The organism is Rhodococcus sp. ARC_M5 (assembly GCF_022810405.1).
Lineage (GTDB): Bacteria > Actinomycetota > Actinomycetes > Mycobacteriales > Mycobacteriaceae > Rhodococcoides > Rhodococcoides navarretei.
The window spans coordinates 74,285-98,574 of record NZ_JALGQE010000005.1; the positions used below are offsets into that span (position 1 = coordinate 74,285).

General features: G+C 64.6%; 21 protein-coding genes and 1 pseudogene. 11 read left to right on the forward strand and 11 right to left on the reverse strand.

What is annotated here, in order from left to right; genetic code table 11:
- Together MTX34_RS09745 and MTX34_RS09750 are read right to left on the reverse strand one after the other, a co-directional pair.
- Entirely contained in the window at nt 1–1,056 is a 1,056-nt protein-coding gene (locus MTX34_RS09745) for an MSMEG_0568 family radical SAM protein (RefSeq protein WP_243609284.1), read from the reverse strand.
- Nucleotides 1,057–1,064: 8 nt separating this feature from the next.
- Nucleotides 1,065–1,589 carry an MSMEG_0572/Sll0783 family nitrogen starvation response protein gene (locus tag MTX34_RS09750; protein WP_068048684.1) on the reverse strand — a complete coding sequence of 175 codons (525 nt, stop codon included), beginning with the start codon at nt 1,587–1,589 and terminating at the stop codon, nt 1,065–1,067.
- Between the two features lie 249 nt (nt 1,590–1,838).
- Here MTX34_RS09750 and MTX34_RS09755 point away from each other — a divergent pair, with 249 nt between their 5' ends.
- From MTX34_RS09755 to MTX34_RS09765, 3 genes are all read left to right on the forward strand, one after another.
- Nucleotides 1,839–2,219 (forward strand): hypothetical protein, encoded by a 381-nt coding sequence (locus MTX34_RS09755; RefSeq protein ID WP_243596559.1) that lies wholly within the window; start codon nt 1,839–1,841, stop codon nt 2,217–2,219.
- Entirely contained in the window at nt 2,212–2,616 is a 405-nt protein-coding gene (locus MTX34_RS09760; RefSeq protein WP_243596560.1) for a hypothetical protein, read from the forward strand. Before MTX34_RS09755 ends, MTX34_RS09760 begins: the two co-directional genes overlap by 8 nt.
- Nucleotides 2,617–2,904: 288 nt before the next feature.
- A complete protein-coding gene (locus tag MTX34_RS09765; protein ID WP_243609285.1) occupies nt 2,905–4,380 on the forward strand; it encodes an HNH endonuclease signature motif containing protein in 1,476 nt (491 codons plus the stop codon).
- An 85-nt stretch (nt 4,381–4,465) separates the two neighbouring features.
- Here MTX34_RS09765 and MTX34_RS09770 read toward each other — a convergent pair whose 3' ends face one another.
- Nucleotides 4,466–4,894, reverse strand: coding sequence for an SRPBCC family protein (locus tag MTX34_RS09770; RefSeq protein ID WP_243596562.1), 429 nt, complete (start codon nt 4,892–4,894; stop codon nt 4,466–4,468).
- A 59-nt stretch (nt 4,895–4,953) separates the two neighbouring features.
- Between MTX34_RS09770 and MTX34_RS09775 the strand changes: the two genes are divergently transcribed.
- The 3 genes and pseudogenes from MTX34_RS09775 (at nt 4,954) to MTX34_RS09785 (ending at nt 9,757) form a co-directional block, all read left to right on the forward strand.
- Nucleotides 4,954–7,227 carry an ATP-dependent DNA ligase gene (locus MTX34_RS09775; protein ID WP_243609286.1) on the forward strand — a complete coding sequence of 758 codons (2,274 nt, stop codon included), beginning with the start codon at nt 4,954–4,956 and terminating at the stop codon, nt 7,225–7,227.
- A gap of 231 nt (nt 7,228–7,458) precedes the next feature.
- Nucleotides 7,459–8,673, forward strand: a pseudogene (locus tag MTX34_RS09780) (lipase family protein).
- 85 nt (nt 8,674–8,758) lie between these two features.
- Nucleotides 8,759–9,757 (forward strand): iron-siderophore ABC transporter substrate-binding protein, encoded by a 999-nt coding sequence (locus tag MTX34_RS09785; RefSeq protein WP_243609287.1) that lies wholly within the window; start codon nt 8,759–8,761, stop codon nt 9,755–9,757.
- Nucleotides 9,758–9,759: 2 nt separating this feature from the next.
- Here MTX34_RS09785 and MTX34_RS09790 read toward each other — a convergent pair whose 3' ends face one another.
- From MTX34_RS09790 to MTX34_RS09805, 4 genes are all read right to left on the reverse strand, one after another.
- The gene (locus MTX34_RS09790) at nt 9,760–11,643 is read right to left on the reverse strand and encodes an ABC transporter ATP-binding protein (protein ID WP_243609288.1); all 1,884 of its coding nucleotides are present in this window, start codon (nt 11,641–11,643) and stop codon (nt 9,760–9,762) included.
- A gap of 101 nt (nt 11,644–11,744) precedes the next feature.
- Nucleotides 11,745–14,000: an endopeptidase La gene (gene lon / locus MTX34_RS09795; RefSeq protein WP_243609492.1), complete on the reverse strand. Its 2,256-nt coding sequence runs from the start codon at nt 13,998–14,000 to the stop codon at nt 11,745–11,747.
- 168 nt (nt 14,001–14,168) lie between these two features.
- Nucleotides 14,169–14,870, reverse strand: a complete 702-nt coding sequence (locus MTX34_RS09800) for a type 1 glutamine amidotransferase domain-containing protein (protein WP_243609289.1) — start codon at nt 14,868–14,870, stop codon at nt 14,169–14,171.
- Nucleotides 14,871–14,907: 37 nt separating this feature from the next.
- Nucleotides 14,908–15,675, reverse strand: coding sequence for a putative protein N(5)-glutamine methyltransferase (locus tag MTX34_RS09805; RefSeq protein ID WP_243609290.1), 768 nt, complete (start codon nt 15,673–15,675; stop codon nt 14,908–14,910).
- A 200-nt stretch (nt 15,676–15,875) separates the two neighbouring features.
- Here MTX34_RS09805 and MTX34_RS09810 point away from each other — a divergent pair, with 200 nt between their 5' ends.
- Complete coding sequence (locus MTX34_RS09810) at nt 15,876–16,682, forward strand: pentapeptide repeat-containing protein (RefSeq protein ID WP_243609291.1); 807 nt, start codon at nt 15,876–15,878, stop codon at nt 16,680–16,682.
- Between the two features lie 161 nt (nt 16,683–16,843).
- Entirely contained in the window at nt 16,844–17,731 is an 888-nt protein-coding gene (locus tag MTX34_RS09815; protein ID WP_243596570.1) for an oxidoreductase, read from the forward strand.
- 10 nt (nt 17,732–17,741) lie between these two features.
- On the opposite strand, the gene MTX34_RS09820 is transcribed toward MTX34_RS09815, so the two are convergent.
- The gene (locus MTX34_RS09820) at nt 17,742–18,785 is read right to left on the reverse strand and encodes a glycerophosphodiester phosphodiesterase family protein (protein WP_243596571.1); all 1,044 of its coding nucleotides are present in this window, start codon (nt 18,783–18,785) and stop codon (nt 17,742–17,744) included.
- Between the two features lie 11 nt (nt 18,786–18,796).
- Nucleotides 18,797–19,357 (reverse strand): TetR/AcrR family transcriptional regulator, encoded by a 561-nt coding sequence (locus MTX34_RS09825; RefSeq protein ID WP_243609292.1) that lies wholly within the window; start codon nt 19,355–19,357, stop codon nt 18,797–18,799.
- A gap of 60 nt (nt 19,358–19,417) precedes the next feature.
- Here MTX34_RS09825 and zapE point away from each other — a divergent pair, with 60 nt between their 5' ends.
- From zapE to MTX34_RS09840, 3 genes are all read left to right on the forward strand, one after another.
- Nucleotides 19,418–20,359 carry a cell division protein ZapE gene (zapE, locus tag MTX34_RS09830; protein ID WP_243609293.1) on the forward strand — a complete coding sequence of 314 codons (942 nt, stop codon included), beginning with the start codon at nt 19,418–19,420 and terminating at the stop codon, nt 20,357–20,359.
- Between the two features lie 126 nt (nt 20,360–20,485).
- On the forward strand, nt 20,486–20,860 hold the full coding sequence (locus MTX34_RS09835; protein WP_243596574.1) for a hypothetical protein: 375 nt from the start codon (nt 20,486–20,488) through the stop codon (nt 20,858–20,860).
- 28 nt (nt 20,861–20,888) lie between these two features.
- Entirely contained in the window at nt 20,889–21,830 is a 942-nt protein-coding gene (locus tag MTX34_RS09840) for a pirin family protein (RefSeq protein WP_374639369.1), read from the forward strand.
- A 9-nt stretch (nt 21,831–21,839) separates the two neighbouring features.
- Here MTX34_RS09840 and MTX34_RS09845 read toward each other — a convergent pair whose 3' ends face one another.
- Together MTX34_RS09845 and MTX34_RS09850 are read right to left on the reverse strand one after the other, a co-directional pair.
- Nucleotides 21,840–22,853 (reverse strand): hemolysin family protein, encoded by a 1,014-nt coding sequence (locus tag MTX34_RS09845; RefSeq protein WP_243609295.1) that lies wholly within the window; start codon nt 22,851–22,853, stop codon nt 21,840–21,842.
- Entirely contained in the window at nt 22,850–24,253 is a 1,404-nt protein-coding gene (locus MTX34_RS09850; RefSeq protein WP_374639371.1) for a hemolysin family protein, read from the reverse strand. Before MTX34_RS09850 ends, MTX34_RS09845 begins: the two co-directional genes overlap by 4 nt.
- Nucleotides 24,254–24,290: the final 37 nt, after the last annotated feature.

Below are 24,290 nucleotides of genomic sequence, written 5' to 3' on the forward strand. Positions count from 1 at the left end.
TCAGCCTCCCGCGTTCTGCAGGACGCTGCACGCACCACATGCCGCACAGCCTGCCTTCTGATCGGATCCGAGCATCGCCGCGGCCTGCAGTTCCTTGGCGACGCGTCGAGTGATGTCTTCGAGCACGTCGCGATCGGGAGCCGTGGCCCGGTCGACGTCCACCGCCAACGTTCCGGCGAGAGGACGGAACGGGACGACGAAGGGGTAGACGCCCATCTCGATGAGTTCTGCTGCCCCGGCGACCAATTCGTCGGGATCCTCGCCGAGCCCCACCAGGATGTACGTCGAGACCTGGTTGCGTCCGAACACACGAACCGCTTCTTTCCACGCAGCGCGGTACTCGTCCATCGAGACCGAGGCCTTGCCCGGCATCCACTTGTGCCGAACGTCGTCGTCGAGGGATTCGACGTGGATACCGATGGATTCGGCTCCGGCGTCGTACAGATCTTGAATCGTCTGCAGGTCGCCGGGAGGTTCGCACTGCACCTGGATAGGCAGCTGCGGAACCACCGCCTTGATGGCTCGCACACATCGGGCCAGATGACGGGCGCCGCGATCCTTCGCGGCCGAGGTGCCCGTCGTCATGACCATCTGCGTGACGCCGTCGAGCCGCACCGCGGCCTCGGCTACCTCGGCGAGCTGCGCCGGAGTCTTGACGGCGATGGTGTCGCCGGCCTCCAGCGACGCCTCGATGGAGCAGAAGCGGCACCGTTGATCGGCGTCGTAGCGGATGCAGGTCTGCACCACGGTGGTCGCGAGAACGCTGGAGCCGTGGAGCTTGGCGATCTTCTCGTAGGCGATCCCGTCGGCGGTGGTGAGGTCGTAGAACTTCGGCCGGTCGACGGCCTGAACATCGAGACCGATGTCGTTGCCGTCGAACAGGACTCGGCCTTCTTCGAGTACGTACGGACTGAGCGGATTGCGCGGGATGGCTGCGCCGAGGCCGTCGATGCGGACATGTCCGTCGTCACTCGGCCCTGCACCGGCAGTTCTGGACACCGGCGTCGCTCCTCGAATGCCGAGCAGCGCCAGATCCACGCGCGTAGAGACGGACATAGGTGCCCCTAGACCATGTATGTCGAGTTGATGATGGCACCCTTGCGCGCGTAGTGGATCAGCGCGTCCTGCACGTCCAGGGGGTGTGCCGGGATGACGCCCTCGATGAGGTCTTCTTCGCGGCCACCGTGCAACGCGAGCCCGAAGCGGCAACAGAACACGGTGCCACCCTCGGCGATGAATGTCGCGAGAGAATCGTTGATGTTCTGCTCACCGGGGAACCCGGAGTCACCGGTCGTCGGAAAGCCACGGGTGGCAAGGCAATTGATAGCGCCGGGGCCGTAGAAGTACATGGCCGACTCGAAACCCTTGCGCAGAGCTCGCGTCGCTTGAAGTACTGCGACGAACGACACCGAGGACTCGTGGGCAATGCCGTGCACCAGTGTGAAGTAGCTTTCGCCGTTCTCCGCCTTGTAGTCGGGGAAGATCTTGGTGGACCCGTAGATGTTGCTGCCCTTGGGAAGTGACGGGTGCGGGATCTCTTCGAGAGACTTCTTGATGTTCTCGGCGATGGCCTGGTCGATATCTGACATGTGCTTCTCCTAGAGTTCACAGAGCTGACTGAATCGGGTGGACGCCTGTGGCCACCTGGGGAAAAGAGGTCATGTCCGGCGGGAGAGCAGATCCTCCGCGGCCATAGGACAAGTACAAGCCTCATCCATTTCCTGTTGGTCACACCCGGAACAACGCCGTGTTTCGAGGGCCTCACAGTGTTGACGTGGTGTTACGCGGATACCCTGGAGGCCGCTCCATCCATCCACCCGAACTTGACGAGGAACTCGATGATCGGCGCCGTCACCGGCTTGTTGTACGCGTTGTCCCTGGTCGTGGGCATCTGGGTACTCGTAAAGCTCGCAATGAACCGACCCGTCCTGCTGAAGAACAGGTCCGATCGCGCACTGTTCTGGACCATCGCTGCCACCGAGGCAGTCGTCGCACTTCAAGCCGTCATCGGGTTCGTCATGATGTTCACCTCGGACCGCGAGATTCATCGGTTGACCTTCGGGTCCTACCTCGTCGGACTGCTGTTCCTACTCCCTCTCGGGACGTGGTGGTCCCTGGGCGACCGTTCCCGCGGCGGCACAGCGGTACTGCTCGTTGCCGTCCTCACCCTCGCAGCCATGGTGCTGCGCCTGAGCCAGATTTGGGCCGGATATGCCTGACAACCTCCAGCAAGCGACGCGCACCGGCTTCGGTCGCTTCCTCATCGCCGTCTACGCAGTGTTCGCAGTCGCCGCGACGTCACGCTCGATCGTGCAGCTGACCACACGATTCGACGACGCACCGGTCGCGTACCTGCTGTCCGCCTTCGCTGCGGTGGTCTACATCATCGCCACGGTGGGACTGGCCCGAGCTACAGAAGCGTCACGACGAGTGGTGACGGTCTCCTGCATCATCGAACTCGTCGGAGTGATCGGCATCGGCACCCTCAGCTACATCCAGCCCCAGGACTTCCCGGAGCCGACGGTGTGGTCGCACTTCGGATCCGGCTACGTCTTCATCCCGGTTGTACTCCCCATCGCGGGACTGTGGTGGTTGCGAAAGACGCGGCAGCAGTAGGGGTCGGACTGCGACGAAACAGAGGAGCGGTCGACACGGATCCGTCGTTCGTATCCGTCTCGGGAGAGAATAGGGCGGTCGTTGACGTTGTCATATCAACCGGCAGCGGGTTTCTGGGCGTCCGAGTCTGGACCCGAGATGGCGGTAAGCACTGAAATTCAGATGTGAGGGCTGCGGCCCCTATCACGGGCCACCGACAGGTTCTGAATCTCGAATACTTAAGCAGGGCAACAGTTTTCGATTCAACGATGGTTGCCAGTCGAACGCACGTTCGATACACTTGCGTCCATGACCACAGAGATCTGGCAACTGAGCGAGAGTGAACTCCTCGCCGACGCCGCCACGATCTCCCATGAAATTCAGTTGTTGGAGGCCCGACGGATCGCCCTCGTCGCCGAGATCGACATCCGCGTGAGCCGCGAGAAACTCGGCTTCCCCGGACCCGCAGGGTGGCTGACCTCCACCACCCTGCTCTCACCGTCCAAAGCCACCAAGATCGTCGCCCTCGCCCGCGGCATGAAGAACTTCCCCGACATCGCCGACGCCGTGAACACCGGCAGCATCTCCATCGACCACGCCGCCCTCATCCTCACCTTCGCCGAAACCCCACCGAAGGACCTCCCGGAAGAGGGTCGCGTCATGGCCCGCACCGCGCTGATCGCCGCCGCCACCGGACCCGAAGCACGCACCGGCCGCATCCGCGCAGCGATCACCAAACTCGAGGACGAGTTCGGCGGCAAGACACCACCACCCGAGAACACCGACCGCAACGAACTCTTCGCCTCGACAACCTTGAACGGACGTCTGGTGGCGAAGATGAATGTCGACGCCGTCACCGGAGAAAAACTCCTCACCGCACTCTCACCCCTGACCGAACCCCGACCCGCCGCCGACGGCACCCCAGACGACCGCAGCCCCGCCAAACGCAGAGCCGACGCCTTCGGACACATCCTCGACCAATACCTCGCCTCCAGCAGCCGGCCCATCGAAGGCGGCGAACGCCCCCACCTGAACCTGCACATCAACCTGCGCGACCTCACCGACCTCCGCGACAGCGCCGACACCGCCGACACCGCCGACACCGCCGACATTGCAGACAACGAGAACACCCGCACGGCAAACGAATCCGATACAGACGGAGCCGATCCCGTCGACATCAACACCGGCAACCCGATCCACCCCAACTCCGCTGACGAGCCGGATACTGGAACCGCCGACCCGTACAGTGACGGCACCAGTCGCAGCGGCAGTGACACCGCCACTGGCGGTGAAGGTGACCGCTGTGCGACCGATCGTGGCACCTATCGAGATCTGTTCGGCGACGGCACTTCGGTCGGATGGCTACCGTGGATGGGACCGCTCTCCCGCAACACTTCCCGGCAGTTGGCGTGTGATTGCGTTCTCACCGCCATCGTCATGGACGCGAACGGCAACCCACTCAACCTCGCCCGCACCGCCCGCACCGTCACCGCCAAACAACGCAAAGCCCTCACCGCCCGCGATCACGGCTGCGCCTTCCCCGGCTGCGGAAAACCCGCCGCCTGGACCGAAGGACATCACATCTGGCACTGGGCCGACGGCGGCCCCACCGACATGAACAACCTGGTCCTACTGTGCGGATTCCACCACCGCCTCATGCACCACAGTGACTGGGAAGTGTTCATCGGCAACGACAACCACCCCTGGTTCATCCCACCCGCAACCGTCGACCCCTACCGACAACCCAGACAATCCCACGCCCGCGCAGGCCCCCACATCGCCTGACCCCCAAGAAAGACTCCAGCCCCGCACCGAAACACCGGTGCGGGGCTGGAAGAGCTTGTCGTGCAGCTACTTCAGCAAGGATCCGTCAACTCAATGCCGCCAGATTGGCCACCGACTGCTTCACATCGGTGTCCAGCGCCCGCGCCACCACCGATCCCACCGGACCGAAGAGCACACCCCCACCGAATTTCGCATCGAGCGTCAGCTCCGATCCGCCCTCGGCCTCACGCACGTGTACGGTCAGCGAGATTCGCACCCCGCCCTTGCCGCGGCCCGACATTTCGATCAGCTTCGGCTCGTCGTACTCGGTGAACTCCCACTTGATCGTGTTCTTGAAACCCTTCACCTTCACCAAGGATTCGACCTCCGTGCCCTTGCCGACCTTCTCCGGCGGCGGAGTGCACCAACCACCGTGGATGGTCATCCACTCGTCGAACCGGTCGAGCGCGGAAGCCTTGTCCCACGCGCCCTGAGGGTTCTCGGGCATCTGTACCGAGACACTGATCGTTGCCATGCTTTCGAGCCTGTCACAACTTGCTCGCAGGTTCAGACGGCGACCACTAACCTGAGACGATGGCCACGCTCGAGATCGAAGGTCGCAAGGTCTCCGTCACCAACCTCGACAAAGTGCTGTTCCCCGAAACCGGCACCACCAAGAGCCAGATCATCGAGTACTACACCACCATCGCGCCAGCGATGCTTCCCCACCTGGTGGGCCGCGCAGTGACCCGTAAGCGGTGGCCGAACGGCGTCGACCAATCGTCGTTCTTCGAGAAGAACCTTGCCGCATCTGCACCCGACTGGCTCGATCGCCGTTCGATGCAGCACTCGGATCGCATCGTCACCTACCCCCTGTTCTCCACGGCAGCCGATCTGGCCTGGCTCGGTCAACAAGCGGCCATCGAAGCGCATGTGCCGCAGTGGCGATTCGACGGCACCGAACCCGGCCGCGCCACCCGCATGGTGTTCGACCTCGACCCCGGTGACGATGTGGATCTGGCTCGGTGCGCCGACGTGGCCTGCGAAATCAGGGACCTGATCAGCGATATCGGTATGACCGCGTATCCGGTCACCAGCGGCAGCAAGGGAATTCACCTGTACGTGCCGCTGGAGAAGCCGCTGTCGACCTCCGGCGCATCCACCGTCGCCAAACGTGTTGCCACCCTTCTCGAGGAGCGTTCTCCGGATCGGGTGACGGCAACGATGGCGAAAGCGAAGCGAACCGGGCGGGTATTCGTGGACTGGAGCCAGAACAACGGCAAGAAGACGACGGTCGCACCGTACTCACTGCGCGGACGATCACGCCCCACCGTCGCGGCACCGCGCACCTGGGCCGAGCTCGAAGCATCCGGCCTACAGCAGCTTCGGTTCGAGGAGGTCCTCGAGCGCTACGCAGAATCGGGCGACCTGCTCGCAAATCTCGACCCCGCCATGGACTCGGTCCACGAAAGCGACACCACCACAGACAAACTCGACAAGTACCGCAGCATGCGCAGCGCCGACAAGACACCCGAACCGATACCGACCACCACCGAGCCGCAGGGCAACAACGACACATTCGTGATTCAAGAACATCATGCCCGACGCCTGCACTACGACTTCCGACTCGAACACGACGGCGTCCTGGTCTCGTGGGCCGTCCCCAAGAACATCCCGGTCGATCCGAAACAGAACCGACTGGCCGTTCACACCGAGGACCACCCACTCGAATACGCGACGTTCTCGGGTCGGATTCCGAAGGGCGAGCACGGCGGCGGCGACGTCTCCATCTGGGACAGCGGAACCTACGAACTCGAGAAGTGGCGCGACGACGAGGTCATCGTCGTCCTGCACGGATCGAAGGCGACCGGCCGATTCGCCCTGATCCGCACCAAGGGCAATCAATGGCTCATGCATCTGATGAAGGACGCACCGAGCGACAATCCCCCACCGAAGAACATCTCACCGATGCTCGCCACCGCAGGCGACATCCTCGATCTGCCGGACGACGAGTGGTCGTTCGAGGGCAAATGGGACGGGTTCCGCATCGTCGCCGAACTCACGCACGGTGAGATGACACTGCGTACACGCAGCGGCAACGACTACACCGAGAAATTCGGCGCGCTCCAATCGCTGGCGGACGAACTGTCCGACCACGATGCGGTCGTCGACGGCGAAGTGGTCGTGTTCGACGACAGCGGCATCAGCAGCTTCGAGAAATTGCAGAACGCGACTCGCGACCAGATCCGATTCATCGCCTTCGATCTGCTCTACCTCGACGGCACGTCACTGCTGCGCAAGAAGTACTCGGATCGACGACGACTCCTCGAACTACTCACCACCGGACTGGACTCGGTCCTGGTTCCGCCGCGGCTGACGGGCACCGCTGCGGACGCCATCGCCGAAAGCAGAGAACGGGGCTGGGAAGGCGTCGTCGCGAAACGAACCGACTCCGTCTATCAACCCGGCAAGCGCGCCCACACGTGGATCAAGTTCAAGAACTGGCGGACCCAGGAGATCGTGATCGGCGGATGGCGTCGGGGGCAGGGTCGTCGTTCCGGCGGGTTCGGCTCCTTGCTCATGGGCATCCCCGACGGTGACCGACTGCGTTACGTGGGACGCGTCGGAACCGGGTTCGACGACCGTGCGCTCGATACGCTCGCAGCACTCCTGGCCCCACTCGAGGCGTCGGACAGTCCCTTCTCGTCGATGCTGCCCGCGACCGATCGGAAGGGGGCAGTGTGGGTCGAGCCTGCCCTTGTCGGCGAGGTGCGGTTCTACGAGGCGACGGAATCGGGCCATCTACGGCACCCGAGTTGGCGCGGCCTACGCCCGGACAAGGAACCGAAAGACGTCGCTCTCGAGTAGCGCTACGTCCGCGGGACAGAGTATTTCGCTTCTTTCCAAGAAACCGGCAAGTGAACCGTTCTTCTGTTGCCTTAGAATCGACGAGTGCGTACCGTTCGTCCTATCGTTTCCGGGGGAGCGTAACGGGTCACGCTTTGACAGCTATATCGGTTTGCGGGCCGGCTCTACGGGGGCTTGCCAGATCGCCGCAGCGTTCGTCGCTTCGGTTCAGGCACGGAGGGGATTACTTACATGCGGGTTCTCAAATTGGCAGGCGCTGCCACATTCACGGCAGCGGCCGTGTTGTGTTCATCGCTCGTCGGCGCAGGTCAGGCGGCGGCGGAGCCGCTGATGCCGACCCCCATCGCAGACGGGTTCGGTGCACCGCCTGCGGATCTGGACGCCCTGCAACCGGGCGACGTGATCTCCAGCCGACCGATGCCCCCGCCGCCCGGATTCTTCGATGTCGACGTATGACAGCTGAAATTCCGCTCGACCGATTCGACGGGTGATCCCATTGCGGCGATCAATACCATCATGGTCCCGCGCAACAAAGCTCCCAATGGCCCGTTGCTTTCCTACCAACACATCATCAATGCACTGGGTCTCGAATGTGCACCTTCACAGGCCCTTTGGACCAACGACCCCAATTTGGCCATTCGTGAGGCTCCGGCGCTGAACGCCGTGCTGCAGCGCGGCTGGACTGTCGCCATCGCCGATCATCTCGGACCGAGAAGCGCCTACGGTGCCGCCAAGCTCGGCGGGCAGATCGTGCTGGACAGCATTCGCGCCACTCAGCGCTTCGATCCCATCCAGGTTCAGCAGAGCCCGGTTGCGTTGGCCGGCTACTCCGGTGGCGGAATGGCCACGGCATGGGCAGCTGCGCTGCAGAACGACTACGCACCCGAGCTGAACATCGTCGGCAGCGCAAACGGTGGTGCTCCGATGAACCTCGAGCGCATGGCCCGCGATCTCGGTTTCGCCCCGCACCCCATGTTCGGTCTGGCATTCGCTGCCGCGCTCGGTATCGAACGCGAGTACCCCACCCGCATCCCGATCAGTTCTCAGCTCAACCCGGTGGGTAAGGAGATCGAGAGAAAGATGCAGAACGGGTGCACCAACGACATCATCGCCGCGGGTGCAGGCAAGAGTGCCATGGAGGTCGCGGGCACGTTGGATCTGATCAACAGTCCGGAAGCGATCGCCGCCGTCAACGAGAACAGCGTCGAGCTGTATCCCGGCGTACCGAAGGCACCGTACTTCGAGTGGCACAGCCCGTCCGATGTCTTGATCCCGGTCAGCGCCATCGACAACACGATCGACCGATACTGCCGCGCCGGAGTCCTGGTGACCGAGGTGCAGGTACCCAGCAACGATCACCTGACCGCTGCAGTGCTCGGCCTACCTCAGGCGCTCGAGTGGATCGATCAGCGATTCGCCGGAGTACCGGCTACCTCCACCTGCTGATCGGCTCCTCCGACCCTGGCACATGATCAACGCTCCAATGGGTCGGTTAGGCTAACCTCGCTAAGTTCCGGTGCGAGGAGATCACATGAAGAAGACCGTCCAGCTCGTCGCCGCCGGTGCCTCCGTTCTGGCACTGGCGGTCGGCTGCTCGTCCGACAACACCACGGCCACGTCCGCTGGCTCAGACAGCGATTCAGGCGGCTTCCCCGTCACCATCGAGCACAAGTTCGGTGAGACGGTCGTCGACGCCGAGCCCACCCGCGTCGTGACGATCGGGTTCAACGAGCAGGACTTCGCGCTCGCGCTGGGCGTCAAGCCCGTCGCGACACGCGGCAACCTGAGCTACGACTACCGCCAGCGTCCGTGGGCGCAGGAAGCGTTGGGCGGCACCGAGATTCCCGAGGTCGGCAGCACCGATCTGAACCTCGAGCAGATCGCAGCGCAGTCACCCGATCTGATCCTCGGGCCGTACTCCTTCATCGACCAGGGCCAGTACGACACGCTCTCGGGAATGGCACCCACGATCGCCGACATCGGCGGCTACGACGACGTGCCCGCGGCAACCTGGCAGCAGGAGTTCGCCGTTGTCGGCGAAGCCCTCGGCAAGTCGCAGGAGGCACAGGACCAGACGGCCGAGTTGGAGCAGAAGTTCGCCACCACCGAGTCCGAGAATCCCCAGTTCGCCGGTAAGTCACTGTCTCTCGCGTTCGTCATGGACGACGGCAGCTACTTGCTGCTCGGCAAGGACGACATCCGCGCGCTGTTCTTCACCGACCTCGGCTTCGAGATTCCCGACGCCTCCGAGACCATCAGTCCCGAGAACCTCGATCGACTCGACACCGACGTCCTCGTCATCGCCGGCCAGAGTCGCGAACAGCTGCAGGCGAACCCGCTACTCGCTGCCCTCGACGTGGTGAACCAGGATCGAACCGTCTACATCGGCTCCTTCAGTACGGACCTGCCCTCGGCCCTGGGCTACTCGAGCCCACTGTCGCTGGACTACGCGATCGACGGTTTCACCCCGATGCTCGCCGCCGCCACCGACGACGACCCGTCCACGGTGGTCCCCGACCCGGCTTCGTAGGGTCACTCCACGGGAGCCACAGTCACGGTCTGCGCGAACTGCGTGCGGTGCAACTCCTCGTAGCGACCTCCCGCTGCGAGGAGTTGATCGTGCGTGCCGCGTTCGACGACTCGCCCGTCCTCGATTACCAGGATCATGTCCGCGGCCCTGATCGTCGACAGTCGATGCGCGATCACCACCGATGTCTTTCCCTCCAACGCCTCGGCCAACGCGGCCTGGACCGCGGCCTCGGACGTCGAATCCAACGAGGCCGTTGCCTCGTCGAGGATGACGACCCGTGGCTGTGCGATCAGCAACCGGGCGATCGTCAGGCGCTGACGCTCACCGCCGGAGAGCCGATATCCACGCTCGCCGACAACGGTGTCCAGGCCGTCGGGCAGGGATCGCACCAGACCTGCCAGCCTCGCCCGCGAGAGTGCATCCCACAGTTCGTCGTCGGTGGCGTCGGGCCGCGGTAGCAACAGATTCGACCGGATGCTCTCGTGGAACAGGTGCCCGTCCTGCGTCACCATTCCCACTGTGCCGCGGACGGATTCGGCAGTCAGATCTCGTACGTCCACGCCGCCGAGCCGTACCGCGCCGCCATCGACGTCGTACAACCGCGCGATCAACTGCGCGATCGTGGACTTGCCCGCACCGGAGGTACCGACGAGCGCGACCATCTGGCCGGGTTCGGCCCGGAACGACACTCCGTGCAGAACCTCCTCTCCCCCGCGCGAATCCAAGGTGGCGACCTCTTCGAGCGAGGCGAGCGAGACTTTGTCCGCGGACGGGTACGCGAACCTGACATCGTCGAGTTCGACGGCCACCGGGCCCGGCGGTAGCACAGCCGCGTCGGGCTTGTCGGCGATCAGCGGAACGAGATCGAGAACCTCGAAGACCCGCTCGAAGCTCACCAATGCGCTCATGACCTCCACGCGAGCACTCGCCAGCGCAGTCAACGGAGAGTACAACCGCGCCAGCAGAAGCGACAGGGCCACAACCGAACCCGGGTCCAGTGTCCCTCGAAGGGCATAGAATCCGCCCAAGCCGTACACCACGGCGAGCGCCAACGCCGAGACGAGTGTCAGCGCCGTCACGAACACCGTCTGCACCATCGCACTGCGCACACCGATATCGCGCACCCGCGCCGCCCGTACCGCGAACTCGACCGATTCCTGCTCGGGATGACCGAACAGTTTGACCAGTGTTGCTCCCGGTGCCGAGAAGCGCTCGGTCATCTGCGTGCTCATCGCCGAATTGTGTGCTGCCGCTTCACGTTGCAGACGTGCGAGGCGTCGGCCCATCCGGCGTGCGGGCAGCACGAACACCGGCAACAGGACGAGCGCGAGAAGCGTGATCTGCCAGGAGATCCCGATCATCACCACCAGCGTCAGCACCAACGTCACCAGGTTGCTGACAACACCGGACAGGGTGGTGCTGAATGCGCGCTGCGCTCCGATCACGTCGTTGTTGAGTCGGCTCACCAGCGCACCGGTGCGGGTTCGCGTGAAGAACGCGATCGGCATGCGCTGCACGTGGTCGAACACCGCGGTCCGCAGGTCCAGGATCAAGCTTTCGCCGATGTTCGACGAGAGCCACCGATTGATCAGACCGACCACGGCGTCCACCAGAGCGATGGCCGCGATGGCCAGGGCGAGCATCACCACCACGCGCAGCTCTCGACCGTCGACGATCGCGTTGACCACCCGACCGGCCAACACGGGCGTGGCCACCGCGAGAACGGCCAGAGCCACGCTGAGCGCCAGGAATCCCCCCAACGCCCGGCGATGCGGAGCCGCGAACGTCAGGATCCTGCGGGCCGTCGCCATCGAGAACGACGACTGGGTATCGGGCCTGTTCATGGTGCGATACATCTGATTCCAGGCGGTCATCTCCATGCTCATGTCAGCACCCTCATGTCATCACTCTCATGTCGTCGATCTCATGTCATCACGGTAGAACCTCGACATAGCTCGAGGTCAAGCGCGGCTCCTGTTGCCCACGATCACGCCGCCGCGGCGGCTGCCACCGGCTCCAGCGCGAGCGCCAGAATGTCGACGACATCGGTCATCGGACGGACGTCCAACGCCTCGAGCACTTCTGCGGGCACGTCGTCCAGATCCGGCTCGTTGCGAGCCGGAATGAACACCGTCTTCAGTCCCGCGCGCTGCGCAGCCAACAGTTTCTGCTTCACTCCACCGATGGGCAGCACCCGACCGTTCAACGTGACCTCGCCGGTCATGCCGACATCCGAGCGCACCGGCCGCCCTGTGGCCATCGATACCAGGGCCGTCACCATCGTCACACCGGCCGACGGACCGTCCTTCGGCACCGCGCCCGCCGGAACGTGGACGTGGATGCTGCGATCGAGAGATTCCGGCGTGACGCCGAATTGTGCTGCGTGCGAACGCACGTAGGACAGCGCGATCTGTGCGGACTCCTTCATCACATCGCCGAGTTGGCCGGTGAGCTCGAGCCGGGCGTCGCCGTCGGTCGCCGCTGCTTCGATGAACAACACGTCGCCGCCGAGGCCGGTGACCGCAAGACCGGTGGCGACACCCGGCACTTCGGTGCGCTCGTGCGCCTCGGGAGTGAAGCGTGGTCGACCCAGGTACGTCACCAGATCCGGCTCGTCGATCTCCAGGACATCGGTGGAGCCCACCAGCCTCGTAGCGACCTTGCGAAGTGCCTTGGCCAACAATCGCTCCAGTTGCCGCACTCCGGGCTCCCGGGTGTAGTCGGCCGCGATCGTGCGCAGCGCGGCGTCGGTGACCGTCACCTCCTCGGATGTGATTGCGGCCCTGTCCATCTGACGCGGCAGCAGGTAGTTCCGTGCGATGACGACCTTGTCGTCCTCGGTGTAGCCGTCGATGGTCACCAATTCCATGCGGTCGAGCAACGGACCGGGAATCTGGTCGATCACATTGGCGGTCGCGAGGAAGACCACGTCGGACAGGTCGAGATCCAGATCGAGGTAGTGATCACGGAACGTGTGGTTCTGCGCAGGGTCGAGCACCTCGAGCAGAGCGGCACTCGGGTCACCGCGATAGTCCGAGCCGACCTTGTCGATCTCGTCCAGCAGCACAACAGGATTCATCGATCCCGCCTCACCGATGGCCCGGACGATGCGGCCCGGCAACGCGCCGACGTAGGTGCGGCGGTGACCGCGGATCTCGGCCTCGTCGCGAACGCCGCCCAGAGCGACGCGCACGAACTGTCGGCCGAGCGCACGGGCCACCGACTCGCCGAGGGAGGTCTTGCCGACTCCGGGCGGACCTGCGAGCACCATGACGGCACCCGACCCACGCCCACCGACCGACTGCAGGCCACGTTCGGAGCGACGTGCACGGACGGCCAGGTACTCGACGATGCGATCCTTCACGTCATCGAGGCCATGATGATCGGCGTCGAGAACTGCACGTGCAGAATCGATGTCGTTGTTGTCGGTCGTGGTGTTGTTCCACGGTAGGTCGAGCACGGTGTCGAGCCAGGTTCGGATCCAACCCGATTCCGGACTCTGATCGCTTGCCCGCTCCAGTTTGCCGACCTCACGCAGCGCCTGTTCGCGCACCTTCTCGGGCAGGTCTGCGGCCTCGACGCGGCCGCGGTAGTCATCGGCACCGTCGGGCTCGTCCTCGCCGAGTTCCTTCCGGATGGCGGCCAACTGCTGTCGGAGCAGGAACTCCTTCTGAGTCTTCTCCATCCCCTCGCGGACGTCGCCCGAGATCTTGTCGTTGACCTCGACTTCGGCGAGATGGGCCTTGGTCCACTCGATGAGCGACGTCAGACGCGTTGCCACGTCCGGGGTTTCGAGTAGGTCACGCTTCTGCACGTCGGTGAGGTACGACGCGTAGCCGGCCGTGTCGGCGATCGCGCCCGGGTCGGTGAGCTTGTTGACCGAGTCGATCACCTGCCAGGCGTCCCGGCGCTGCAGCATGGCCACGACGAGTTGCTTGTATTCGGTAGCAAGGGCAGTGAGGTCGTCGTTCGGGGACACGTCGGCGACGGTCTCGACCTCGACCCAGAGAGCGGCACCGGGACCGCTGACACCGTGGCCGATGTGCGCGCGTCGGGTGGCCTTGACGACAGCGGCCGGGCGACCGTCCGCCAGGCGGCCCATCTGCACGATCGTGGCAAGGACACCGTAGGCGGCGTAGCGGTCTTCGAGACGCGGAGCGACGAGCAGCGTGCCGTCGTTGCTCGCCTTCGCTGCATCGACGGCGGCGCGCGCAGCCTCGTCGAGTTCGACGGGCACCACCATCCCGGGCAGGACGACCGGGTCGGTCAGGAACAGCACGGGGACACGAACGGTTTCGGTCACTTCTCCTCCAAAGGATTGAGCTATTGGGGCTCAACTTCGAAAGCAGTAGTGATGTTCCCACCGATGGCCGGTGTTCTCCGTGGGCAGAACACCGGCCGCTGGCGACGACTACTTCAACGAACTGACCAGCTTCTCCGCGAGCGGACGCGTCGAGGCCGGGTTCTGCCCGGTGTACAGATTTCGGTCCACGACGACGTTCGGCCCCCACGCATCGGTGGAGTCGAACTTCGCGCCGTTCTCGCGCAGGCGGGTCTCGAGCAACCACGGGGCCTTGTCGGCGAGACCGGCCTGGGTCTCCTCCTCGTCGGTGAATCCGGTGAGCTCGTAGCCGTCGAACGCCCAGGTTCCGTCGCTGCGGACGGCGGGGAGCAGGGCGGCAGGCGCATGGCACACCGCGGAGACGACCTTGTTCGCATCGAGGAAGTCGACCACCAGCGCGCCGAAGCTCTCCGACACGGCGAGATCCTCCATCGGCCCGTGACCGCCGGGGACGAACACCACGTCGAAGTCCGACGCCTTCTGGTCCTCCAACTTCGCGGGCGAGGACAGGATCGACTCGATCGAGGCGAGGTAGCGCTTCTGGTCGGCCACCTTCTCCTCGTCGCCGCCGTTGGCATCGACAGCCAGGCTCCCTTCGTCGACGACCGGGGCCTTACCGCCCGGCGTCGCGACCGTGACGTCCCAGCCTGCGTCGACGAACGTGCGATGCGACTCGACGAGCTCCTCGGCCCAGTACCCGGTGGGATGCTTCGTACCGTCGTTCAATGTCCAGTGGTCGGCAGCGGTAACAGCGAACAGCAATGTAGTCATGGCGGGTGGATGCCACGCACACGCCCGATCGAAACACTCATCGCCTCGGCAGTGAACCGACCACCACGACGGCGTCGAACGCCTCGGATTCGTGGATACGGCCGGAGAGGCCGGCGTCGACCACGGCCCGAAGCGTCGAATGCGCCAGGGCTGCACTGGTTTCGATGAGGAGATGACCGCCGGGAGCCAGCCATCGTGACGCCCCCGCAGCAACCCGGCGGTGAATTCGGGCACCGTCCGTACCGCCGTCGAGCGCGATGTGCGGCTCGTGGATGCGCGCCTCTCGTGGCATCAGCCCGATGTCGCTCGTCGGGACATAGGGCGCGTTGACGACGATCGCATCGAACCTGCCGAGCAAACCCGGCGGCACGGCGTCGTACAGGTCGCCGAGGTACACCGTGCCCCCGACGTCGGCGAGGTTTCTCGACGCACACTCCACCGCCACCGCGTCGACGTCGACGGCGTGCAACTCGAGGACGCCACCGACCGACAGGCCTATGGCTCCGGAACCGCAGCACAGGTCTAGCAGCACCGAAGGATGCAGCGCTGCAGTACATTCGACGAGAAACTCGGTTCTTCGGCGAGGTACGAACACACCCGGCTCGACGGCGATGCGTCGACCACAGAACGCGACCCAGCCGACGACGTGCTCGAGCGGCTCACCCGCAACGCGGCGTGCGAGCTTCTCTCTCAGCTCTGCCGGAGTCGCCGCGGATTCGACGAGGATGTCGGCTTCCTCCTCGGCGAACACGCACCCGGCATCGCGCAGCGAGAACACCACCTCGTCGTACTCGAGTTCCGACATCGACCGTGCCTCCCGGAGTGCTTGTCGCCCGCCCGCCTGCCCGCTCGCTCGCTCGCTCGCAGAAATACTGTAACGCGGTATGTCGCAGGAGAGCGGAGCCCGATGTGCTGGGAATTTCATCGCACTGATCGACAGACCGGAGTGACTGCGCCGAACAATCTCGTTTGACGCTGCCACTCCACGAAGGACAGAGTGAACACATGCGCGCGCCCGAGAACCTACTGGCCGATTGCGGCAGTTGTTTCGGACTCTGTTGCGTCGCTTTGCCCTTCGCGAGGTCCTCGGACTTTGCAGTCGACAAGGCCGCCGGGGAGCCGTGTCGCAATCTTCGGCAGGACTCGCGGTGCGGCATTCACTCGACGCTCCGCGAGAAGGGCTTTGCCGGGTGCACGGTGTACGACTGCTTCGGTGCGGGCCAGCAGGTGTCGCAGTCCACGTTCGCGGGACGGGACTGGCGGGAGCAGCCGTCGAACTCGTCGGAGATGTTCGCGGTGTTCCCGATCATGCGTGATCTGCACGAGTTGCTCTGGTACCTGGCGGATGCCCGTGACCGGGATGCGACGGCTTCATTGCACGATCGACTGTCCAGCGACAACGCAGAACTGCATGCACTGACCGAATCACCACCCGAAGTGCTGCTGTCGGTCGACGTCTCCGGTCTGCGCTCGCGGATCAACGAAGTGCTGCTCGACGCAAGCGATCTGGTTCGTGCCGAAGTGAAAGGCAAGAAGAAGAACTACCGCGGCCGCGACTTGATGGGTGCGCAACTGGCCGGTGCGAACCTGCGCGGTGCCAGCCTGCGCGGCACCTACCTCATCGGGGCGACGTTGCGCGGAGCCGACCTGCGCCTGACGGATCTGATCGGTGCAGACCTCCGCGGCACCGACCTTCGAGGTGCGGATCTGCGCGGCAGCCTCTATGCCACGCAGTTCCAGATCGATGCGGCACGGGGTGACCGAGCAACCCGGTTGCCTGAATCCTTGGCCCGTCCGAGTCACTGGACCTGACACTCGGGGCGTTCGGCCCGGCGAGACAGTCCGGACACATGCACCCGCCGCACGGAAAGCCCGACATGCAGGATTTCCGGTCCGCTTCGGAAAATCCGAATGTTCATCGGCTTCTGAGCTGCTCATGGGCAAAGTCCAAAACAGACCGGTAGCCTGACTCCGTGCCCGAAACCAAGCAGAGACGCGTTGTCATCACCGGAGCGAACACCGGCATCGGCTACTTCACCGCCTTGGAGTTCGCGACGCGCGGCGACCACGTGACGCTCGCATGCCGCAACCAGGACAAAGCCGAGGCAGCCGCGGCGAAAATCCGGTCGGAGGCCCCGAACGGAACGGTCGACACGGCCGCGCTGAACCTTGCCGATCTGGCATCGGTGCGTGACTACGCCGCGTCGGCTCCCGAGTCGATAGACGTATTGATCAACAACGCCGGCGTCATGATGCCTGCCTCGCGGACCGAAACCGAGGACGGATTCGAGCTTCAGCTCGGCACCAACCATCTCGGTCACTTCGCGCTGACCGGGCTGCTGTTCCCCAAGCTCGCCGACCACGCGAAGATCACCACCATCGCATCCGTCGCGCACCGTCAGCGCCCCAAGCTCGACTTCGACAATCTCCAGCTCGAGCGTGGCTACAACGCTCAGCGTGGGTACGCGAACTCCAAGCTGGCCAACATCCTGTTCGCGCTGGAACTCCAGCGTCGGATCGACAAGGCCGGCTCGACGGTGACCAGCAATGCTGCGCACCCCGGTATCTCGTCGACCGAGCTCTACTCCAGTCCGGACGGCTTGGGCAGCAACAAGATTCTGGCTGCGCTGGCACCCATCGGATTGAAGTTCATCTCTCAATCTGCCCGTGCCGGAGCGCTTCCCACGATCTATGCGGTCGACGTCGCTGGCGGCGGGACCTACAGTGGCCCCACGTCGCTGTTCGAGTCCCGCGGCAAGCCCGGCCCGGCGTCCATGACTCGCATGGCTCAGGATCCCGCGCTCGCGGCGAAGCTGTGGGACGCCAGCGAGAAGCTGACCGGGGTCGGCTACCCGCTCTGACCGCGGACCGTCACCGGGCGGGTTCGGGTAGAGGAAGCCCGCGCTCGCTCATGACGGCACGCAACCGGTCGGGGTAATCGGTGATCAGGCCGTCGACGCCCAGATCCATCAGGGCATGCATGGTGTCGGGATCGTCGACGGTCCACGGGATGACTCGTATCCCGCGTTCGTGCGCGGCGTCCACCACGTCCTGCGTGACGTAGAGCTCGAAGTCGGGGTCGCCGACCTTGCCGCTCTGTGGGGTGCCCTGCACGGGCGAGTACGCCGACGCCCCGAACGAATCGATCGCGGCGATCGCGTCCCCACCGACATCATCGATATCGATCCCACCCAGCCAGGGTGACGCCCCGTCCTGCCCGATCTGCAGGAAGTCACCGTTGGTCAGCGCGACCACCGGTACGTCCGGTTCGGTGTCGCGCACCAGCTTCAGTGCGCCCCAATCGAAGCTCTGCACGGTGACCCTGTCCAGCATCCCGGCATCGCGGATGGTCCCCAGCACTGTCTCGACGAACTGCTCACGCGGAGCGGTCTCGGTAGGGCTGCCCGCCTCGACCTTGGTTTCGACGTTCAGCGTCACTCCCGGTGCGTCGGCCGACTTCACCAGATCCAGCACCTCGGTAAGCGTCGGCATCCGGGCACCGGCCACGCGCCGCTGCTCCGGGTGGTCCGCGAGCGGTAAGGCTCCGCAATCGAGAGTGTGGATCTGCGCGAGTGTCAGCGTGTTCACGAACTTCCCGACGTAGGGAAATTCCGGATCTGCCGGCGTGATTGCACCGGTGTCGATGCACTTCTTGTCGGAAACCTTGCGGTCGTGGGTGACGATCGCGATGCCGTCCTCGGTGATCTGCGTATCCAGCTCGAGGGTGCTCACCCCGAGTTGCAATGCGTTGGTGAACGATTCGATCGTGCTCTCGGAGACCAAGCCAAGTCCGCCGCGATGGGCCTGCAGGTCGAACGAGCCGAGCGGGGCCGGGTCCGCTGCCGAGTCCGTGCCACACCCCGTCAACACCGCGAGGGGAACACACACCAGGGGCACGTACCGACCGAATCGCATGCTCGACGAGGCTACGGACGGTCGGTATCCACCGAGTTCCCTCGCAGTGAACTCCCCGCACCCGCGAGGTATACGGAGACTGGAAAACAAAGCGCTGCAACATCCTTCGCAGAGGAGCGTCCGAACACCACGTCGGCCACCAGCCCCTCACACAGCGAGACCAGGCCGTCTCCGTGCGCGGGCTCGGAGAACAATTCCCGCGCCCGTTCGATCGAGAAGAACGATCGAGCCAGCACGTCTCGAACATCCTGCGCAACAGCGGGATCCAGCATCAGCGCGTAGCGGGCTCGAAGCTCGACCAGGCGATGGGTGAGCGCATCGTGGAGATACCGCGCGACGACCGTGGCGACGTCGCTCTCGGTGGTCGCGATATCGACGAACGTCGCACGCGAGAGCTCGACCAGACGCGCGGCGACCGCCGCCAAAAGGTCGGACTTGGTGCGGAAGTAGTAGGACGTCGAACCCGCTGGATAGTCGAGCGCCGAGTCGAGTGACCGATGAGTCAGCGCGCGCAGGCCGTCGTGCGCGATGACCACGAGTGCCGCGTCGGCGATGGCGGTTCGGCGATCCATGGTGGTGACCCTACACACCTCCTCTACAAAAGTAGAGGAATCCGGCGTACGGTTCGATCCATGAGGCCGATCGCACCGCGCCACGCATTCGACACCGACTTCGCCCTCGACCACGCCCAGGCCGCAGCCGCGGAGGCACTGTCGACACCCGGCACGAAGGGCGTTTACCTGTGGGGCCCGGTCGGCCGTGGCAAGACGTGGCTGCTCGACGCCTACTTCTCCGGTGTCGCGACCACCGCCAAGAAGCGCGTCCACTTCCACAGCTTCTTCCGCGACCTGCACGCTGCGTACTTCCGTCACCGCTTCTCGATCGACGCGGCCATCGACGACATTCTCGCGACGGACGACACCGGCCTGCAGGCCGAGCTGCTGTGCTTCGACGAGTTCCACGTCCACGACATCGGCGACGCCCGGCTCATCACGCGCATGCTCGATACCCTCTTCGCCCGCGGCGTCGCTCTGGTCGTCACCTCCAACTACGCCCCCGACGATCTGCTACCGAATCCGATGTTCCATCCGACCTTCGTTCCGACGATCGACAAGCTGAAGAGGAACCTCGAGATCATCTGCGTCGACGGTCCCGTCGACTACCGTTCCGTCGGCACGAGTGGGTCGCGATTCGCCTCGGGGACGTGGACTCTCGAGCCCGGCTCGGTTGGTCGCACGTTCACGGAATTGTGCTGCGCCGCTCGTTCGACGGGGGACTACCTTCGGATGGCCGAGGCAGCAACGACTCTGACGATCACAGACATTCCCCCTCTTGCGAGTGTGGACGAATTCGCTGCTCAGCGGTTCGCCAACCTCGTTGACGTCCTGTACGACCACGATGTGCGAGTCGACTTCCACGCCCTCGTCCCGCTGCACGAATTCGGCGTCGGATGTATCGGTCTCGACACCGAACGATTGGTCAGCCGGCTCGGCGAGCTGAGCACACTGCCACTACAGCGCGCGGCAAACACCGCCGACGGGCCCGCACACACAAAGGGAGACACCCACTACTGACGGCGGTCGGGGGCGACAGCAGTAGCGGGTGTCTCAACTCCTATTCGCCGCCCCTCATCGGGTGGATGGGTCTGGATGGGAAATTCTTTCGAAGTTTTTTCGACCGCCCAGGAATAGCCTGTGACCATGGCATTCACAGCAGCAAACCACTACGACTTCAGCGGCGACGACCTCACCGGAACCGTCGACGCCCATCGATCCGCCGGAGTCTGGGCGGCGCAGCTCGTACTCAGTGGTGAGACGCTCGAATCCACCGACGTCACCCGATCCGATCTGGGCTTCGAGGTGCGAACCGTCGTGCAGAACCTCTCTGACGGCAACCGAACCCACCTGCTCCTCGTACTGCCGCGCGTCAACATCGACGCGGACGACAGTCAGCCGGTCACGTTCACCTCGTACGCCGTCCTGTACACCGTCCACGGCGGATCGACCGAAGCGCACGGTGCTGCCGAGTCCTACGACGTGCGGCTGCTCAGCGGAACCGCGTCACACGTCGGTTAGAGCCGGACCGGGAACAGCCCTCGTCGCTATCCGGTTGTTCTGCGTAGTCGATTCGAACGCCAACTTCGCGCCATCAGGAGCAGACGTGATCCAGATTCTCACACCACGCGAGGTGCCCCTCGGTGGTCCACGCGCGCTGAAGGTTCGGCGGACTCTTCCACAACGGCAGCGTTCCCTGATCGGAGCATGGTGCTTCGCAGATCACTACGGCCCCGATACCTCGTCGATGGACGTGCCCCCGCACCCACACACCGGATTGCAAACCGTCAGTTGGCTGTTCTCCGGCGAGATCGAGCACCGCGACAGCGTGGGATCGCATGCGATGGTGCGGCCTGGCGAGCTGAATCTGATGACGGCCGGCTACGGCATCAGTCACTCAGAAACCTCGACCCCAGGCACCGAGATCCTCCACGGCATGCAGCTGTGGGTTGCCCTTCCGGCTCGATCTCGATTCACCGCACCGACTTTCGAGCACTATGTGCCGCAGACCTACACGAGCCAAGGGCTGACCGCACGAGTATTCCTCGGCTCACTGCTCGGCGAGACCTCGCCGGTGCGGACGTTCACCCCACTCCTCGGAGCCGAGATCGTGCTCGACGCCGGAGCCCACGTCACCCTCGAGGTCGACCCGACGTTCGAGCACGGCGTCATCGTCGATCAGGGCACGGCAACGATGGACGACACCACGCTCGGTGCAGCCGAACTCGGGTACCGCGAACCGGGCAGCTCGACGCTCGATCTGCGTAATCCGGGCCGCGAGCCGGTGCGGCTGCTGCTGCTCGGAGGACCACCGTTCGGCGAGCAGATCGTCATGTGGTGGAACTTCGTGGGCCGAAGCCACGAGGACGTGGTCGAGTACCGAGCCGCGTACGAGAGCGGCAACGAGCAGTTCGGCACCGTCGAGGGCTACCCGGGAGCTCGCCTGCACGCACCGCCGCTGCCCAACAGCCGGATGCAGCCGCGCGGCTGAGCACCTCGGCTACGCGGCAGGGGCTGTGGGCAGCACCCGTTTGATGACGTCGGTGAGCGTGACGACGCCGAGGAACTGTCCGTCGGTCTCGACGACCGCGAGCTGAACACTCCGGTTCCGCATCTGCTCGAGCAACTCGTAGACGGGCGTCGATCCCTCGACCGTGAATGCCTCACGCGCGTAATCGGCGGCCGGCTCGCCGAGATCCGCGAGCAACGTGTCGCGGACGTGGACGACGCGAGGCGTCGCGCCGGAGTTCTCGGCCAGCAGCACCCGAAGGTGACCGGACCGCAGCGCCGCCGCCTGTACGTCGGACACCGAAGCACCGTGCGGCACCGAGGTCGTCTTGGAATCCGGCACCGTGATCTTTTCGACCGTCAGTGTCTCGAGTTCGATCACCCGGGTGATCTGGGTTTGCAGCTCCGGCTCGAGCACACCGACCTGGGAGGAGTACTCGACGAGGTTGCGGATGGTCTCGGCATCGCGGCCACCGACAGCGGCGCTCTCGACCGGTTCCACACCCGACCGTTCGACGAGCGTGTTGGCGATCTTGTTGACCCACACCAGGAACAGCCGGAAGGGGCGGATGAACGCCCGAGACGGCAGCCCGATGATGGTGGCGGCGAGTTCGGGATGCGCGATGGCCCAGGACTTCGGGGCCATCTCACCGATCACCAGGTGCAGGAACGTCACGAGCAGCAGCGACAGCGCGAACGCGGCGGTTCCGGCCAACCAACCCGGCACACCCCACGAGGTGAACACCGGACCCAGCCACGAATCGACGGCGGGCTTGGTGACGGCACCGAGTGCGAAGGTGCACGCTGTGATGCCGAGTTGGGCACCGGCGAGCATGATCGTGAGCTCGTTCATTCCGCGCAGCGCCGCCCGCACCGATCGGCTCGTGCCTGCCTTTTCCTCCAGTCGATGCCTGCGAGCACCGAGCAGCGCGAACTCGATGACGACGAAGAACGCACTCAGTGCGATGAGCAATACCGTCACCGCGACGACGACCCACGCGTTCATCGGTCCGTCTCCTCGTCCGACTCCTGCGAATCCTCGCTGCCATCCGGCGAATTCTCGTGCAGTCTGATTCTCAGCTCACTCGGTACGTGCCGGTCCACCTCGAGGACCTCGACTTCCAGCGACGGACGCGGCGGTACCTCTTCCATCAGGTCGGCCCCGAACACCGCGAGGTCGATACGCACCGTGTCTCCGACCTCGGGCAGATTCCCGCCCTCTGCGATGAGCAGGCCGGCGAGCGTCTCGTAATCGCCTCTCGGCAAGAGCATGTCGCGACCGATGGTGCGTTCGACCTCGTCGACGTGGACGTCGCCGTCCATGAGCCACACTCCGTCTTCCTGATCCTCGACGCCGGCAATGTCCTCGTCGTGTTCGTCGGTGATCTCACCGACCAGTTCCTCCGCGAGGTCCTCGATGGTGAGCACGCCCGCGAATCCGCCGTATTCGTCGATGACGCACGCCAACTCGTTCTTGGTGCTGGACAACAACTCCAGGGCATCCTCGAGCGGCATGAGTTCGGGTACGATCAGCGGTTCTCGCATGATCTCGGTGACCGAACGAGTGTCGTCGGGGGCGGCGGCCAACACCTCGGCGAGCTGCACCACACCGATCGGCTCCTCACGATCGCCGATCACCGGGTACCGCGTATGCGCACGCACCATCCGCGCCCGCATCTCGCCGATGGCAGTGGCGGGGGTGACCGCGTCCACCCGACTGCGCGGGATCATGGCGTGCTCGACGTCGCGCTCCGGGAAGTCCAGGATGCGGTCGAGCAGCAACGACAGATCCTCGGTGAGATCCCCGCTCGCCCTGGAGTCCTCGATGATGCTCTCGAGATCCTTGGCGGTGGCACTGCTGTCCACGTCGTGTACCGGTTCGACGCGCAGTAGCCGCAGCATCGCGTTGGAGGACTTGTCGAAGAAGGTGATCAGCCAACCGAAGGCGGCCAGATAGATCAGCGTCGACCGGGCAAGGCGTCGGGACAGCGGATCGGGGTTGGCGATGGCGAGGTTCTTCGGATACAGCTCGCCGAAGATCATCTGCACGACGGTCGCGAGCACCAGAGCGCCCACCGTGCCGATCGAAATACCCACCGCTATGGGAACTCCGGCGCTGCTCAACAGTTCGCCCAGCGACTCGCCGATGAACGGCTCGGCCACGTAACCGACCATCAGACCGGTGACCGTGATGCCCAGCTGCGCGCCCGACAGCATGAACGAGGTGCGCTTGGTGACCTTCAAGGCTCGCTCGGCAGACGCGTCGCCCTTCTCCGCTCCGGTTCGCAGCGTCGCCCGGTCGACGGACATGTACGCGAATTCCTGGGCGACGAAGTATCCGTTGGCCGCGATGATCGCGGCGGTGAGCACGAAGCCGAGGAGCAGGGAGAGAACTGCGGTGATCACCATGCGATCACTCGTAGGCGGACGGACCGATCAGTGT